This is a genomic window from Luteibacter sp. HA06 (assembly GCF_054061215.1).
The window spans coordinates 205,497-220,626 of the sequence record NZ_JBSSDZ010000001.1 but is presented as its reverse complement, the minus strand read 5'-3'; the positions used below and the strand labels follow the sequence as shown (position 1 = coordinate 220,626).

Annotated in this window: 12 protein-coding genes; 2 read left to right on the top strand and 10 right to left on the bottom strand. The window is 63.9% G+C overall.

Translation table 11 applies throughout. The features are described 5' to 3' along the window. Positions 1–133: 133 nt before the first annotated feature. The gene (locus ACVWWJ_RS00935; RefSeq protein ID WP_159889006.1) at positions 134–718 is read right to left on the bottom strand and encodes a TetR/AcrR family transcriptional regulator; all 585 of its coding nucleotides are present in this window, start codon (positions 716–718) and stop codon (positions 134–136) included. Between the two features lie 280 nt (positions 719–998). Between ACVWWJ_RS00935 and ACVWWJ_RS00930 the strand changes: the two genes are divergently transcribed. Next, a complete protein-coding gene (locus ACVWWJ_RS00930; protein ID WP_456966440.1) occupies positions 999–2,423 on the top strand; it encodes a glycoside hydrolase family 19 protein in 1,425 nt (474 codons plus the stop codon). Positions 2,424–2,569: 146 nt separating this feature from the next. Here ACVWWJ_RS00930 and ACVWWJ_RS00925 read toward each other — a convergent pair whose 3' ends face one another. Further along, positions 2,570–3,418 carry a LysR family transcriptional regulator gene (locus ACVWWJ_RS00925; RefSeq protein ID WP_456966439.1) on the bottom strand — a complete coding sequence of 283 codons (849 nt, stop codon included), beginning with the start codon at positions 3,416–3,418 and terminating at the stop codon, positions 2,570–2,572. Positions 3,419–3,516: 98 nt separating this feature from the next. Between ACVWWJ_RS00925 and ACVWWJ_RS00920 the strand changes: the two genes are divergently transcribed. After that, positions 3,517–4,521 carry a zinc-dependent alcohol dehydrogenase family protein gene (locus tag ACVWWJ_RS00920; RefSeq protein WP_456966438.1) on the top strand — a complete coding sequence of 335 codons (1,005 nt, stop codon included), beginning with the start codon at positions 3,517–3,519 and terminating at the stop codon, positions 4,519–4,521. A 4-nt stretch (positions 4,522–4,525) separates the two neighbouring features. On the opposite strand, the gene ACVWWJ_RS00915 is transcribed toward ACVWWJ_RS00920, so the two are convergent. The 8 genes from ACVWWJ_RS00915 to ACVWWJ_RS00880 all read right to left on the bottom strand — a co-directional run bounded on the left by ACVWWJ_RS00915 (position 4,526) and on the right by ACVWWJ_RS00880 (position 15,127). Further along, positions 4,526–5,515: a glycoside hydrolase family 43 protein gene (locus ACVWWJ_RS00915; protein WP_456966437.1), complete on the bottom strand. Its 990-nt coding sequence runs from the start codon at positions 5,513–5,515 to the stop codon at positions 4,526–4,528. 46 nt (positions 5,516–5,561) lie between these two features. Next, positions 5,562–7,652, bottom strand: coding sequence for a TonB-dependent siderophore receptor (locus ACVWWJ_RS00910; RefSeq protein WP_456966436.1), 2,091 nt, complete (start codon positions 7,650–7,652; stop codon positions 5,562–5,564). Between the two features lie 1,166 nt (positions 7,653–8,818). Next, positions 8,819–9,706 (bottom strand): alpha/beta hydrolase, encoded by an 888-nt coding sequence (locus ACVWWJ_RS00905; RefSeq protein WP_456966435.1) that lies wholly within the window; start codon positions 9,704–9,706, stop codon positions 8,819–8,821. Between the two features lie 153 nt (positions 9,707–9,859). After that, positions 9,860–10,519 (bottom strand): M24 family metallopeptidase, encoded by a 660-nt coding sequence (locus tag ACVWWJ_RS00900; protein ID WP_456966434.1) that lies wholly within the window; start codon positions 10,517–10,519, stop codon positions 9,860–9,862. A 30-nt stretch (positions 10,520–10,549) separates the two neighbouring features. After that, on the bottom strand, positions 10,550–11,131 hold the full coding sequence (locus tag ACVWWJ_RS00895) for a TetR/AcrR family transcriptional regulator (protein ID WP_456966433.1): 582 nt from the start codon (positions 11,129–11,131) through the stop codon (positions 10,550–10,552). Between the two features lie 3 nt (positions 11,132–11,134). Next, a complete protein-coding gene (locus ACVWWJ_RS00890) occupies positions 11,135–12,592 on the bottom strand; it encodes an efflux transporter outer membrane subunit (RefSeq protein ID WP_456966432.1) in 1,458 nt (485 codons plus the stop codon). Then, positions 12,582–14,117 carry a DHA2 family efflux MFS transporter permease subunit gene (locus tag ACVWWJ_RS00885; RefSeq protein ID WP_456966431.1) on the bottom strand — a complete coding sequence of 512 codons (1,536 nt, stop codon included), beginning with the start codon at positions 14,115–14,117 and terminating at the stop codon, positions 12,582–12,584. The genes ACVWWJ_RS00890 and ACVWWJ_RS00885 overlap by 11 nt, the downstream gene beginning before the upstream one ends. Then, a complete protein-coding gene (locus tag ACVWWJ_RS00880) occupies positions 14,114–15,127 on the bottom strand; it encodes an HlyD family secretion protein (protein ID WP_456966430.1) in 1,014 nt (337 codons plus the stop codon). The genes ACVWWJ_RS00885 and ACVWWJ_RS00880 overlap by 4 nt, the downstream gene beginning before the upstream one ends. Between the last annotated feature and the right edge of the window lie 3 nt (positions 15,128–15,130).

Genomic DNA, 15,130 nt, shown 5'->3' with positions numbered 1-15,130 from the left:
CGCCGAATGAGCCATCGTGCCTTCCGTTTAAATCGGCGCTTTTGCAGAAAACCGCTGCGAGGGGGTTACCGGGATCGGCGCCTGTCGTGGCACGCGAGCCGTCCCGGTACCCGTTGGTCAACCGATTTCCTGATCAGCCGGCTTCGATCAGCTCCAGCGCGGACTGGCGTCCCAGGGCCAGGATTTCGTCCGAGAGCGCAGGCTCGGCCACGGCACGCGACAGGGACAGCGACCCGACCATCGAGGCGAACACCGCCATCGACAGCGTGCGGCGACGCTTGCCGCGCACGGCGTCCGGCAACGTGCCGGCGATAACCTCGACCATCTCACTGAAGCCCTCGGTGAAGGCGGCCCGCGTCTCGACCGGCCGGCGGCCCATTTCGGCCGACAAAGCCGCGGCGACGCACCCGGTTTCCGGATGGTCGCGGTGCTCGGCCGAAAGATAGCCGTTGACCATGGCCCGATAACCTTCACCGCGCGACCCGGCGATACGCGCCGCCATCCGCTCGGCGGCGCTGCTCGCGCCGTTGGCGACACTCTCACGGACGAGGTCTTCCTTCGACCCGAAGTGGTTGTAGAAACCACCCTGGGTGAGGCCGACGTCGTTCATCAGGCTGACCACGCCGACGGCATCGATACCGTCGGCGCGAAAACGTTCGGAGGCAGCCTCGACGATTTTCTGTCGCGTCTGCTCCTTATGACCCTTCTCGTAACGCATGCGCACTTACTCCCTTCGGGGACGACGCCCCCTGCCCGTGCGCCGATTGTATCGAATCCTTGCGGGTTGAAATGTCGGTTGTCATGGTGCGCCGCGGCGACATCAGCCACCCGGTGAATTTCACAGCTTTGACGAAACTGAGTGCCTCCTTACGTCTGCGCGAAAGCCGGGGTGACATTTCGGACGTATCCGATATTCCCCGCCATGCGGTGACGACTACCGTGATGCTGCGCTGCCCTGTCGCAGCGCTCCCAGATGACAACGCCGCATGGAGGCCAACATGAATATCCTGCATCATCGCGCAGCACGCCCGGCCCTGGCGCTTTTCGCCCTCGCCGCACCTGGCATCTCGTCCGCCCTCGACTACGATCCCTCGCGCACATACACGGAAAACTGCGTCGTCGCTTATGAGAACGACGTGTTCCGGGCGAAGTGGTGGGTCGAGACCGGCCATACGCCCGCTAACGCGGGCAGCGCTGCAAATCCCTGGGACACACCCTGGGAACGCGCCGCACCCGGATCGGCCACCGGCTGCCCGGGGGGCGACGCGGGAGATCCGGGTGGCCCCGGTCATCCGGATCCCGGCGAACCGGGCAAGGTGCTGCTGAGTACGTTGCTCGCCGACGAGGCGCGACTGACTTCCGACCCGCTGATGGCCGCGGTACGTGCGTCCATTCGTACGCTCGACAACGCCAGCGTGGAGGCTGTCTTGCCAAGGCGCGCAGGTAATCCCGCAAACGTTCGCCTGGTCGAGGCGATCGTGGACGAATCTCGCTTCGAGTACCTGTTTCCGCTGCGGCAGCCGGAGTACACGTACCGCGGGTTCCTCCAGGCTATCGCCAAGTTTCCGGCCGTTTGCGACGCGTATGCCGATGGCCGCGATGCCGACGCCATCTGCCGCAAGACCCTCGCGACGATGTTTGCCCACTTCGCCCAGGAAACCGGCGCGCACGAATCGTGGCGTCCGATCGAGGAGTATCGCCAGGCACTGGCCTACGTGCGTGAGACGGGCTGGAGCGAGGGCGCGCGCGATGGCTACAACGGCGAATGCAAGGTCGATGGGTGGATTGCGGAGACCTGGCCGTGCGGTACGTATCCCGATGGCGCATACAAGAGTTATTTCGGCCGTGGCGCGAAGCAGCTGTCGTACAACTTCAACTACGGACCGTTCTCCGAGGCCATGTACGGCGATGTCGGCGTTCTGCTGGATGCGCCGGAGCGTGTGGCCGACACGTGGCTCAATCTCGCCAGCGCGACGTTCTTCTTTACTTATCCGCAACCGCCCAAGCCGTCGATGCTGCACGTGATCGACGGCACCTGGCAGCCCAACGACGCGGACCGCGCCGCTGGCCTCGTGCCGGGTTTCGGCGTGACTACGCAGATCATCAACGGCGGCGTCGAATGCGGTGGCAGCGCGGAGCACGCGCAGTCGGCCAATCGCATCACGTATTACCGCGCCTTCGCGGCCACGCTTGGCGTCCCCGTGGCGGCCGATGAAGTGCTCGGTTGCAAAGGCATGAAGCAGTTTGCCGAGGGAGGTGCCGGGGCGCTACCCATTTACTGGGAGAACAACTGGACCGAGCAGGCCGGTTGCAAGCTGGTGGGCTACCAGACGCCATTTTCGGGGCTCAAGCATGGCGACTATGTGAGCTGCGTGCGCAAGGCGTTCCCGAAGGTGGAGATCGTCGACGATACGCAGGGCTAACCTACGCGGTCTCGGTCGCTATGGCTCTTGCTGTTGCTGTTGCTCTTGCTCTTGTGGGAGCCGATTCATCGGCGAATGGGCCTTGCCGATAAACCGCTCCGTTGGCTTTTCGCCGATGAATCGGCTCCCACATTTCCTCGCGCATCCTACATTTGCTCGCGTAGCACCTCGTCGATGAAAGCACGTAAGCGCGGGAGGTTGCGGAGGTCTCGGTGATAGCCGAGCCAGACGTCACGGCCTGGCGGGGACTCACCGAGATCGACACGGCGAAGTTCCGGCATGGCGTCACCCAGCGGACAGGGCAACACCGCGATGCCAACTCCAAGCGCGCAGGCCCGCGCCTGCGCTTCGCGGCTGTTGCTGCGGAACGCTACCCGTGTCTCCGGTAAGCGCGCATGCAACCAGGCCACGTCAGGCATGTCGCCGAAAGCGGTATCCATCGTGATGCGCTGGAGTCCCGTGGTGTCCTCGCATGTCGTGGACGCGTAGGCGGCGTAGGGCATGTGCAGCAGTTTGCGTTGGACGATATCCGGTTCGTCGAACGGCGCGATACGAAACACCAGGTCCGCCTCGCGTCGGGCGAGGCTAAGCAGGCGCGCATCCGTCACCAGCTCGATCATTACTGCGGGATGGCTTCGATGCATGGCTGCGATCGCGTGCGTGAGCACGTGCGCGCCGAACCAGTCGGATGAGGACACGCGCAGGGTCCCGTCGAGTTCGCCCCGCTGGCCGCCCACCGCGCGGGCGATGCCCAGCGCCTCGGCCTCCATGCGTTCGGCATGCGCGAGCACGCCCGCGCCTTCGTCGGTCAGGACAAAGCCCTCGCTGGTTCGCTGGAACAGGGTCTGGCCAAGGGCCGCCTCGAGCGCACGAATGCGCCGACCCATGGTCGGCTGCGTCTGCCCGAGTTCGCGCCCGGCAGCGCCGAGGGTCCCGCCTCGAGCCACGGCCAGGAAAATGCGCAGGTCGCTCCACTCCATGCCGCCATCATGCATTTATGCATAGCCTGCGTGCAAATCTGGCCATTCTCTATGCGATATCGGAGGACTACCTTACGTTCCAAGGACGACACCGTCGCCCATGAGACCCTGCCATGACCGCCTCTTCCCACACGATGTCCGCCCTGCGCCTCGATGGCCCAGGAGCACCGCTGACACTCGTCCAGCTGCCGCGCCCGGTTGCCGCGCCCGGCGAGGTACTGGTCCGCATCGCCGCCGCCGGCCTCAATCCGCTGGATACCAAGATTCGGGCCGGCCAGGCTGGGCATGCCCGCCAACCCGCTCCGGCCGTTCTCGGCATCGATATGTCGGGCACGGTGGAAGCCGTGGGTGATGGCATTGAGGGCTTCGCCCCCGGCGACGCCGTCTACGGCATGACCGGCGGTGTCGGCGGCGTGCAGGGCTCCCTGGCGGAGTTCGTCAGTGTCGACGCACGACTGCTTGCGATCGCACCGTCGCGCATCCCTCTCGCAGATGCTGCAGCCCTGCCGCTTGGTTTCATCACCGCATGGGAAGGTCTGGTCGACCGCGCCAACGTGCAGCCGGGCCAAACGGTGTTCGTCCACGGCGGTGCAGGCGGCGTCGGCAGCATGGCCGTGCAGCTTGCCGTCGCACGTGGCGCCCGCGTTGTCGCCACCGGCAGTGCGGCGCAACTGGCGGTGATCGCCGACATGGGTGCCATCGCTGTCGACAGGCATGAAAAGGACATGCAGGCGATCGTCGATGAGTACACGAACGGCGACGGCTTCGACATCGTCTACGACACGCTCGGCGGCGCGACACTCGATGCCTCGTTCATCGCCGTGCGCCGCTATGGCGGCCACGTCGTCAGCAGCCTCGGCTGGGGCACGCATTCCCTTGCCCCGCTGTCGTTCCGCGCAGCGACCTACTCCGGTGTGTTCACGTTGATGCCGCTACTGACCGGAAACGGCCGCGAGCAACACGGACGCATCATGGCCGAGGCGACTCGCCTGGCGGACGCAGGCAAGTTACGGCCGGTGCTGTCGACGCAGCGCTTTGCGCTTGTCGAAGGGAACACCGCCCTCGATCTGGTCGAGAGCGGTCGCTCCGCCGGCAAGGTCATCGTGACCCTTTCCTGATCGCTCAGCGCAAGAGATTGGCCTTGACGCCTTCGTTGGTGATCTTCACCGGGAGAATTTTTCCATCCTTGTCGAAAGACATCACCTCGATCGACGTGACGCGATCGTTACCTTTGGTGTCGTCCAGCGGGTGGCGGTGATAAACGATGTACCAGCTGTCGTCTTTCGCAACATGAAAGACCGAGTTGTGGCCCGCACCTGTCGCGATCTTCGGATCCTGCTTCAGGATCGTGCCCATCGGCTTGAACGGACCCATCGGGGAATCACCGATGGCATAGGCCACGGAATAGTTCGGCCCGGTCCAACCACCTTCGGACCACATGAAGTAGTAGTGCCCGTTGCGTTTGAACATCAGTGGACCTTCGACATACTCGGGCCCAGGCGTGATTTCCTTGAACACCGTGCCATCGGCCATCGGCTCGACGCCGGTGAAGTCCGGCTTCAGCTTGACGATGTTGGCGTGCTTCCACCCGCCATAGATCATGTAGTACGTGCCGTCGTCGTCACGGAACACGAACTGGTCGATCGGCTGCGCGCCGTTATGGAAGGCGCCTATCAACGGCTTGCCGATCAGGTCCTTGAAGGGGCCTTCGGGTTTGTCGGCCACCGCGACACCAATGCCACCCAGTTCCTTGTCGTTCTGGATATCGTTGGCGGCGAAGAAGAAGTAGTACTTGCCGTCATTCTCGACCATGGCGGGCGCCCAGAGCGCCTTCTTCGCCCAGGGGATGGCCTTCATCTGAAGGACGTCGGCATGCTTCGTCCAGTGCACGAGGTCGGGTGACGAGAAGGCGTCGAAGTGCGTCTGCTCGCTGTAGGCCAGCGAGGTCGTCGGGTAGATCCAGTACTGGTTGCCGAAGATGGCGGCTTCCGGATCGGCGTACCAACCGGGAAACACGGGATTACCCGAGTAGCCCGGCGGCGGCGCAGCCAGTGCGGTCGTGGACAGCAGGGCGGCCAGCGCCGCGCCCCCAAGGATCTTGCGTAGCCCCATCACGATCTCCGGTTCGACGTTATCGAACCGTCGATCCTAACGGCTATCAGAATCGGTAGCGAGCCGAACCGACGATACTGCGACGCGGGCCATAGAAGCAGTCGCCGCGGGCAAGACAGCTTGCGCTGTATGCCTGGTCGGTGACGTTGGCGGCATTGACCGAGAAACGCCACGGACCCTGCGTGTACGCGATCATCGCATCGAGCAGCGTCTTGTCGGGTACCCGGAGCGTGCCCGTCTCATCGTAGTTCACACCGATGTAGCGGGCACCGAGGCCGAAGCTCAGGCCGTCACCCTCGGCATCGTTGACGTGATACACGCCCCACACCGAGCCCTGGTTCTTCGGCAGGCCGGCGACGATCGTGCCGTCGTCGGGGTGTGCCTTGGTCCAGGTGTAGGTACCGATGAGATCGAGGTGACTGGCGACCCGCATCGAGCCTTCCAGCTCCACGCCGCGAGTCTTCGCGCTGCCCGCCTGAATCTGGTTGAGTGGGTTGGTCGGATCCGGCGCCAGGCGATTATCTTCGTGCAACTCGTAATAGGTGGCGGTGATCAGGCCGGCGCTACCGACCGGCTGATACTTCACTCCGGCTTCGTACTGCTTGCCACGCAACGGCTCGTAAGGGCGGTTGTAGAAATCCAGGCTGTCCAGCGGCTGGAACGACTCCGTATAGCTGACGTACGGCACCAGACCGTTGTCGAAGCGGTACATCACGCCGTAGCGGGTCGTGGTCGCGTTGTCGACCGAGCGGCTATCGCCTGTGGTCAGGGTGGCGCGGTCGTGACGAACGCCCACGGTACCGATCCAGTGTTCGCCCCAGTTGATCTGGTCCTGCAGGTAGACGCCCGTCTGTCGGGTGCGGCTCGATGCCACCGGGAAGATATCCGGCGCGACGAAGCCGTTGCCGTAGACCGGGGCGTAGAGATCGAAGGGGACGCCGTCGAAGCCGTTGCCTTGCCTCGAATCGGTGTGCGAGTGAGCGAGGTCGACGCCGATGAGCACCCGGTGATGCATGCCACCGAAGTCCACGTCGGCTTCCGCGTGCGAGTCGGTCGTCAGGCGTTTGTGCCTGTCGATCGACACGTAGCTGTAGCGCGCTACGGTGCGCTGCGCGTCGTCCAGGAAGGGGTACGACGGATTGGAATAGACGTCCGGATAGAGCGAACGGTAGTCGACGTTGTCATGCGAGTAGCGCGCGTTCTGCACGAACTTCCAGGTGTCGTTGAAACGGTGTTCGAACAACGACGTGATGGAACGCTGCTCGGTGTCGTAGCGATCGAAGCCCGGCTCGCTGACGAAACGATCGGTGCGGATGCGGCCATTCGGGTTCGGCAGCAGGGTACCGGCATGCGGCAGGAAGTTGAGCGTCGAGCCGCTGTGATCGAACTGGAGATTGGCGAGCAGGGTCCAGCTGGTGTCGGCATCGGGGCGCCAGGTGATCGACGGCGCGATGGCCTTTCGATCGTCGGGCACATGCGCCACCTGGGCATCCGCATCGCGGACGACGCCGACAAGTCGATAGGCCCAGTGACCCGCGGCATCGAGCGGCCCGGTGAAATCGAACGCCAGCTGCTTGCGTGCGTTGTTGCCGAACTGCACGTCGACTTCGTGGCTCGGCGTTAACTGCGGCCGTTTCGAGGTCAACGCGATCAGGCCACCCGTGGTGCCCTGGCCGTAGAGCACGGACGACGGACCACGCACGATTTCGAGGCGGTCGAGGAAGTACGGCTCCGTGCGGGCGTAGGCATTGCCGAAGAACTGGCGCAGGCCATCGAGGTATTGCGTGAACGAGGTTCCGCGCAGAAAGGCGTCGTCGCCGCGGCTATCCACGCCATAGGCGTCAGCGCGGACGCCCGCCGAATAGCGCAGCGCATCTTGCACGGTCAGCACGCCCTGGTCGGTCATCTGCGTGTTCGAGATGACCGAAATGGCCTGCGGCGTCTCGATGATCGGGGTGTCGGTCTTGGTGGCACCCGAAGCATCCGAACGGGTGTAACCCTCGTCGGCCCTCACCCCCTGAACGGCCACGGGGGCAAGCTGGACCGCCGTCGCGCGAGCGCCGTCCTGCGCATGTGAGGCAAGCGGGAGCAACGCCCCGGCAATAAGAAGCGGCAGCGTATTCCTGCGGAGAATCATGGGGTTGGTCCTTTCAGCGGAGCGAGGGCCCTTCTCCCTCCACTCGGCTCATATGCGAATGACTATCATTTGTATGATGTAACAAACTACGAATTCGCGCAATATTGCGAAGAGTCGTCATTTCATCGTCGCTGCCACAAGCCGAATACTTACGCCTGGCGGCGTGCGCGCTAGAGCTTGTCATCTCGATAAGTGGAAGCCCTGCACGAATGCAGGGCCCTGTACACCGACATCTCTTGGATATCCCACTCTTGGTGAGGACCCCTAGGGGCGTATGAACGCCAAGTTCTCAAGACTCGAGTAGCGGGCTCGCTGACGAAACGTCAGTGCAACGAGCGAGACGCCGACGCCATCTTCCTCCGGCACCGATAACGAACAACAGCACAAATACGCCCCACTACTTGTTTAGCAAGTAGGAATTTTCAGTGAGCGTGAACTGGGCCGCAGGCCTTATGAGGTGGATGCCTTATGTCGCGGTGTCCGGCAAGGCGTATCCGTTGAATCACTTACATCCTTTTAGATTCACTCTCATTCTGATCACACCGCCAGGGTCAGACGGGCTACCTGTCGATCTCGAGATTGGCTTTTCGATGCATACGTTTTCGCGGGGTCGACGTGCTGATGACTCGTCAGAAGAAGTCTATTCGGACCCACGTGAGTGCCGAATTTTCGACGAAGAGCGTTATGTACTGTCGCACCGCCTTCCTGACATTGTGCGAAACCTGTCCTCAGGAAAGTGCTATCACGCGCGAAATCAGAACTACCTCAGCGTAGTCTGCATTTCTGAAAGTAACGGTGCTTGCGAATACCGTATTTTCTTCGTCTTGCAGCGATCGAAGCGCGCTCCCGCGTCGCCACGACCCTGTGTCCGCCTCATCGTACAGAGCGCATACCCAGCGCGACCCACGGCGCGTGGAAAGGAAAGCCCGATTCGATTTCCAGTCTTGCTGCGACGCGTGCTGGGGTTCAGTACGTCCCTGAAAAAGCGAAGGCCCCGCACGAATGCGGGGCCCCGTAGCCCAAATCTCTTGGATATCCCACACCAGGTGAGGACCCCGAAGGGCGGATGAACGCCAGAGCGGGCAGTGCGTTCCCGAAGAAAGATACTTGCAACGGAAGGTCACTGCAACGCAGATCTTTCTGATATCCGCGTAGGCGTTACTTTGCTAAAGCGCCTTCTTACCCGGCAAGGCCCAGAGCAGTCCCCTCGTGAAAACCGAAGGAAACACCGTCAGGTGATCCTCGTCCGGAATCGTCGTCATCTGGATGTGCAGACCGGGATAGTGCCTCGCCTTGAGTTCGTCCATGAACCGCCTTGCGTTGCGCACCATGTCGACACTGCTGTTGTAACGCGGGTCGTGCGATTTAGGTTCGATGGTTTCGTACGCGCCGAGCACCATGAGCACGTGGGCCGGCATGTCCTTCGTCGTCAACGTGGCCTTGCGCATGCGCGCGAATTCCACCTGATGATCGAACTGCAACGACGGGCTGCCTAAGATGTAGTACTGGAACATGTCCGGGTCGGCGATAAGCATTTCGAGACCGAGAAGCCCGCCGTACGAGTGACCGGCGTAAATCTTCCGCGTCATGTCCGCACGGTAATTCGCGGCGATCAAGGGGAAGACCTGGTCCTTGATGAAACGACGGTACATGTCGCTTTCGCCGTAGACCACCGGGCGTCCCGGCATGTCGGATACCGCGTCCGCATTGCCATGCGGGGTCGGCGTGTAGTCGCGCCGCCGGCTGTACTCTGGCGTATCGCCGGTGGCATAGGCCAGGCCGACGAGGATGAAGTCCTCGGTTCCATCGCCGTGATCACCGACGCGGCGGCCGATGCTGCGGATGAGCGGGAACGCGTAGTTGGCGTCTGTGACGAAAATCACCGGGTACCGCCGGTTGGAATCCCTGGTATACGACGGCGGAAGGCTGATCAGGACCTGATAGTCGCGATTCGTCCCTTCCGCGTGGAGCGTGCGCACTTCGGTATCTTCGAGGACGTAGGCTGACGGCTTTGTGCCGGCCGGCCTGGGCGACCGCTGCGCCGTCGCCGACACGGGGCTTCCTGCCGACGCATCGGAACATGCCATCCCAAGCAGGCTCAAGAACACGCCACATGTCGCGAGAAGCGACTTCTTACCTCGGTCCATCCCTGGTGCCTCGCATCGGAGCAAGCACCGATTGACGCATGACTTTGAAAAAATCGCCAGTCAGGCCATCAGCAGATCTTCGTAGAAGGCGCCGATCGGTAGCGTCGGATGCGCGATCTGAATTTCGAGGATCCACAACCCCGGGACCGGGACCGCATCGAAGCCGCCGAGCGCGCCGGCCTTATGAACCGCGTGGGGATAGTCGCCGACCCGATGGCCTTTGGTGGCGTGGTTGAGGCGCCAGCCCATGGCTTCGGCTTCCGCCGTGGCGTAGTGGTACAGCGCGACGCCTGTGACGCCTTCTCGCCATTGCGCCGCTGTTCGGGCGAACAGCTCGCGGGAAGCCTCGGCGCAGGCATGCATCGTCGGGTTATCGCCCACCACGAACGTGTCGCCGACATCGCCCTCGTGTCCATCGAAGACGGGGCCGAGATCGATGAAGAAAATGTCGTTATCGGCGAGTACGGTCTCCGGCGCCGAGCGCTGCCGGAACGTCTTCAGCGTGTTGGCACCGAAGCGGATGATGCTCGGGTGCCAGATGCGCTGCATGCCGGCGGCCGTGAGGCACTCGCCGGCAAGCTCGATGGCTTCCGGCTCGGTCATGCCGGGCTCGATACGCGACGCGATGGTGCGCAGCGCGCCCCATGAGTTTTCCCGCGCGCCGAGCATGTGTTCGAGCGAGAAGCGCTTGCCGACGTTCTCGGCGGTGGCGACGGCCATGGCACGCTCCTGCTGGGGGTAGGGTCCTGATTATCCCCTTTCGAGGCCTGCCAGTTCGAGAGCCGCGCGGCGGCCGGCTTCCAGTACCTCTTCGGACATGGCCGGATCATTTGTCGCCCGGGCCACCTGCATGGTGCCGGCCATCAGGCCGTATAGGGCGATAGCGCGAGATCGGGCATCCGGAGGCGCTAGCGCCGGCCACTGCGTGGCAGCCAGCTCGAGGAATTCGTTCACGCCGGCCGTGAATGCCTCCCGCACCGGTTCCGAGTGACGGGCTACCTCGGCGGCCACCGCGGACGACGGACAGCCGAACCCCGGATTGTCGCGATGGCGAACCGAGAAGTAGCTGCGAATAAGCCCCCCGAGCCCCTGGCCGCTATCGATCCAATGCTGGAGTCGCGCCACCCGCTCCTTCAGCGCGGCGGTGACCGCCTCGCGGGTCAGGTCCTCCTTGGATTCGAAGTGGTTGTAGAACGCACCGTTGGTGAGGCCCGCTGCCGCCATCAAAGACTTCACGCCCTCGCCTTCGATGCCGTGTTCGCGAAAGCGGATCGCCGCGGTTTCGACGATGCGTTGCCGAGTGTGGTCCTTGTGTTCCTTGTCGTAACGCATGGCTCAGTGCTCCGTGGTGGCGACATCGTCGCGCGGGGAGTCCCAACCACCGCCGAGGGCGCGGAAGGCAGCGACGGCGGAACGCGCGTCGTTGGCGTGGACCTGGGCCAGCAAGTCCCGCGAGGCGAGCAGTTGGCGATCTTCATCCAGCACTTCGATAAGGCTCACCGCGCCGCCCGTGTACGCATCCTGCGCGGCATCGCGTGCACGTGTGTGGGCATCGACCTCATCGGTCAGCAGCGCGTGTTGGGCTTCGAGCTGGCTCAGCGAAACGATCGCGTTCTCCACGTCTTCCGTCGCGCGCAGCATCGATGCGCGGTACTTCGCCAGCGCTTCGGCGTTGGCAGCCTTCGCCTGCTGAACTTCGGCGTCGACGCGACCGAAGTCGAAGAGACGCCAGTGCAGGCCGAGCGCGCCCTGGGGCTGGAAGGCCGCGCCCGTGAGCAGGTGACCGGTGCCGAGCGTGCTGAAACCAACTAGCGCGGACAACGACATGGAGGGGTAATACTCGGAGACAGCCACGCCGATCCGCGCGTTGCTGGCGGCGAGCTCACGCTCGGCAGCGATCACGTCGGGACGACGACGAAGCAGCGTCGCCGGGCCACCCGCGGCGTCCACACCGGGAACGACGTACGACCTGGAGGCACCGCCAATTTCCACGGAATAGGTGCCCGGCGCCGCGCCCATCAGCACGTCGAGGCGGTTCAACTGCGTCTCCAGCTCGATCTTCAGCGGGGGAATCGTCGCCCGTGCCTGCAACAGCAAGGCCTCGGACTGGGCCGTTTCGCGTGCCGTGCCGACCCCGTGTTCCGCACGCAGGCGAACCAGGTCAACGAGTCCCGACTCGTTCTTGATCTGTTCTTCCGCAATCGCGATGCGATCCTGCGCACCACGTACACGGAAGTACGCGTCCGCGGCTTCGGCGGCCAGCGAGATGCGCACACCCACGTGCGTTGCCTCGGCGGCCTGGTATTCGGCGTCGGCGGCTTCGGCGCCGCGACGCAGGCCTCCGGCGAGATCCAGCTCCCAGCTAGCTCCGGCGCCGATGTCCTGGATGGTCTGTGCGCGCTCGTAGCCCGGGAAGGCGCTGGCGATCTTGCCCAGCGGACTGCTCGTCGACTGACGCTGGCGCACGACGCTGCCATCGAAGTTTCCGCTCGGCATGCGGTCAGCCTGGGCGTGCGCGGCGGCCGCGCGTGCCTGCTCCACGCGTGCCGTGGAGGCGGCGAGGTCGAGATTCTGCGCCATGACGCGATCGACGATCGTCACCAGTTCGGGATCGTCGAAGCCCTTCCACCACGCATCCAGCGAAGGCGCGGGTGCGGCGACCTGACGTGCAGCCAGGGCATCGGCTTCGTGCCAGGTTGCGTTGGTGGCGACGTTCGGCCGGACGTAGTCAGGGCCGACCGTACAACCTGCCAGGCCCACGGCCAGCAGGGCGAAGAGGAAGTTAGTGCGCATCGGCGGAAGGTCCTTTCGGCGGCTGCACCTTGCGCATCAACGGCACCATGACCGTCGCGATGGCAAAGCACACCATGATGGAGACGAAGGCGTCGCTGTAGGTCAGCGTTTGCGCCTCGCGGAACGTGAGTTGCCAGAGCGAATGCAGCGCGGCGGAATAGTTCTCGGTATCGGCCGGATCAGGCAGCAGGTTGTTCATCGCTTCGTTGGTCGGGTTCAGGTGCTCGGCCAGGCGATAGAAATGCAGGTTGGTGCGGTCGGTAAGGATCGTTGCGCACCCGGCGATACCCATGGCGCCACCGAGATTGCGCATAAGATTGAACAGGCCAGACGCTTGCCTGAGCTTGGACGGAAGCAACCCGCCCAGCGTGAGCGTCACCGTCGGCGGAATCGCCAGCTGCTGTCCCATGCCGCGGAGCGCCTGGGGGAAGAGAAGCTCGGTGCCGCTCCAGTCGTGCGTGATCGGCGTGAACTCGAACATCGAGACGGTGAACAGCGCCAGGCCGATCATCAGCAGCCAACGCAGGTCGACGCGGTTCGCCAGCATCGAGTAGATCGGGATGGTCAGGATCTGGAAGACGCCGGTGGAGAACACCGCCTTGCCGATCTGCAGCGCGCTATAGCCTTCGACGCGGCCGAGGAAAAGCGGTGTCAGGTAGATGGTCCCGAACAGGCCGATACCGGTGACGAACGAGAAGAAACAGCCGAGGGCGAAGTTCCGGTCCTTGAGCGCGCGCAGGTCCACGACGGGATGTTCTGCCGTGAGCCCGCGCCAGACGAAGAGCACACCGGAGATGCCGGCCACCCAGGCGGTCGTGCGGATGGTGGAGTCCTGCATCCAGTTCCAGCGCGGCCCCTCTTCGAGGGTGTACTCGAGGCAGCCAAGGAACGCGGCGATGAGCGCAATGCCCAGCCAGTCACCGACCTTGAGCAGGGAGAAATCGGCTTCGTCGATCTTCACCAGGATCGGCACGGCGATGGTCACGAAAGCGCCCGGGACCAGGTTGATGAAGAACAGCCAGTGCCAGGAATAGTGGTCGGTGATCCAGCCGCCGAGTGTAGGACCCAAGGTCGGCGCCAGCGATGCGAGCGCGCCGATGGTGGCCGCGGCTACCACGCGCTTTTTGCCTTCGAAGAAGACGAACGCGGTGGTGAAGACCATCGGGATCATCGAGCCGCCCAGGAAACCCTGCAGCGCGCGGAAGACGATCATGCTCTGGATGTCCCAGGCGAGACCGCACAGCAGGCTGGTCAGCGTGAAGCCCGCGGCCGACACCGCAAATAGCCAGCGCGTGGAGAACACCCGGCTCAACCAACCGGAAAGCGGAATCACCACGATTTCCGCGATGAGGTAGCTCGTCTGCACCCAGGCGGTGTCGTCCGCGCCGGCCGAGAGGCCGCCGCCGATATCGCGCAGGGACGCGGACACGATCTGGATATCCAGCAAGGCGATGAACATGCCAAGGCACATGCTCGCGAAGGCGAAGACCTTCTGGCCCTGAGTGAGATGTGCGATCGGGCTCATGGCGCTTTGGTATCGATCGTAGCCGTCACGGAGAGCCCGGGACGCAGGATGCCAAGGTCGCCGTCATTGCCGTCGAGCGTGACCCGGACGGGAACGCGCTGTACGACCTTGGTGAAGTTGCCGGTCGCGTTCTCCGGCGGCAAGACGCTGAATTGTGCACCGGTCGCCGGGGCGAGGCTGGTCACGTGACCCTTGAAGGTCTTGCCGGGGAGCACATCGGCGCGCACATCGACCACCTGCCCCACGTTCATGCGGGCCAGTTGGTCTTCCTTGAAGTTCGCATCCACCCAAAGGCCGTGCGCGGGCACGACGACCAGCATCTGGATGCCCGCTGCGGCATAGGTACCCACACGTGCGCGACGGTTACCGATCACACCATCCACTGGTGCGCGCAACTCGGTGTACGAGAGGTTGAGCCGCGCGATGTCGGCTTCGGCACGCGCCTGGCTCAGTGCCGCTTCCACCTGGTGCTTTTGCGTATCGATGACGTCCAGCTGCCGCTGGGCGCCCTGCACGACGGCCGAGGCGCGGTCAGTGGCGGCGTGTGCCGTCTGGAAATCGGCCTGCGCACGCTGGGCACTCTCGACGGACACCGCGGCGCGACCGGCAAGTTCCCGGTAGCGCTGGTCGTCCAGTTTCGAGCGGTTCGCCTCGGCTTGCGCAGCCGAGAGCCCGGCCTGGGCCTGGGCGATCACGCTGTGCTGCAACGCCTCGACCGCGTCGAGGTTACGTAGCGAGGCTTCCTGCGCGGCTACGGCCGCCTCGGCCTTTTCGAGTGCTGCCTTGTAGTCGCGGTCATCGATTTTCACCAGCAGGTCACCCTTGTGGACCGCCTGGTTGTCGGTCACCGCAATCGCCTGGATGTAGCCCGGAACCTTGGATCCGATCACCGTGATATCGCCGCCGACGTAGGCATCGTCGGTGTCCTCGATGAAGCGGCCGGACGTCCACCAGTGGGCGCCGTAAAGGGCGACGACCACGATGAGGCCCACCAGGCCGATGATTTTCAAGCT

Bases quoted from the DNA above. Each gene is read 5' to 3' on its own strand.
- ACVWWJ_RS00935 (WP_159889006.1), bottom strand. From the start codon at position 718: ATGCGTTACGAGAAGGGTCATAAGGAGCAGACGCGACAGAAAATCGTC.
- ACVWWJ_RS00930 (WP_456966440.1), top strand. From the start codon at position 999: ATGAATATCCTGCATCATCGCGCAGCACGCCCGGCCCTGGCGCTTTTC.
- ACVWWJ_RS00925 (WP_456966439.1), bottom strand. From the start codon at position 3,418: ATGCATGATGGCGGCATGGAGTGGAGCGACCTGCGCATTTTCCTGGCC.
- ACVWWJ_RS00920 (WP_456966438.1), top strand. From the start codon at position 3,517: ATGACCGCCTCTTCCCACACGATGTCCGCCCTGCGCCTCGATGGCCCA.
- ACVWWJ_RS00915 (WP_456966437.1), bottom strand. From the start codon at position 5,515: ATGGGGCTACGCAAGATCCTTGGGGGCGCGGCGCTGGCCGCCCTGCTG.
- ACVWWJ_RS00910 (WP_456966436.1), bottom strand. From the start codon at position 7,652: ATGATTCTCCGCAGGAATACGCTGCCGCTTCTTATTGCCGGGGCGTTG.
- ACVWWJ_RS00900 (WP_456966434.1), bottom strand. From the start codon at position 10,519: ATGGCCGTCGCCACCGCCGAGAACGTCGGCAAGCGCTTCTCGCTCGAA.
- ACVWWJ_RS00895 (WP_456966433.1), bottom strand. From the start codon at position 11,131: ATGCGTTACGACAAGGAACACAAGGACCACACTCGGCAACGCATCGTC.
- ACVWWJ_RS00890 (WP_456966432.1), bottom strand. From the start codon at position 12,592: ATGCGCACTAACTTCCTCTTCGCCCTGCTGGCCGTGGGCCTGGCAGGT.
- ACVWWJ_RS00885 (WP_456966431.1), bottom strand. From the start codon at position 14,117: ATGAGCCCGATCGCACATCTCACTCAGGGCCAGAAGGTCTTCGCCTTC.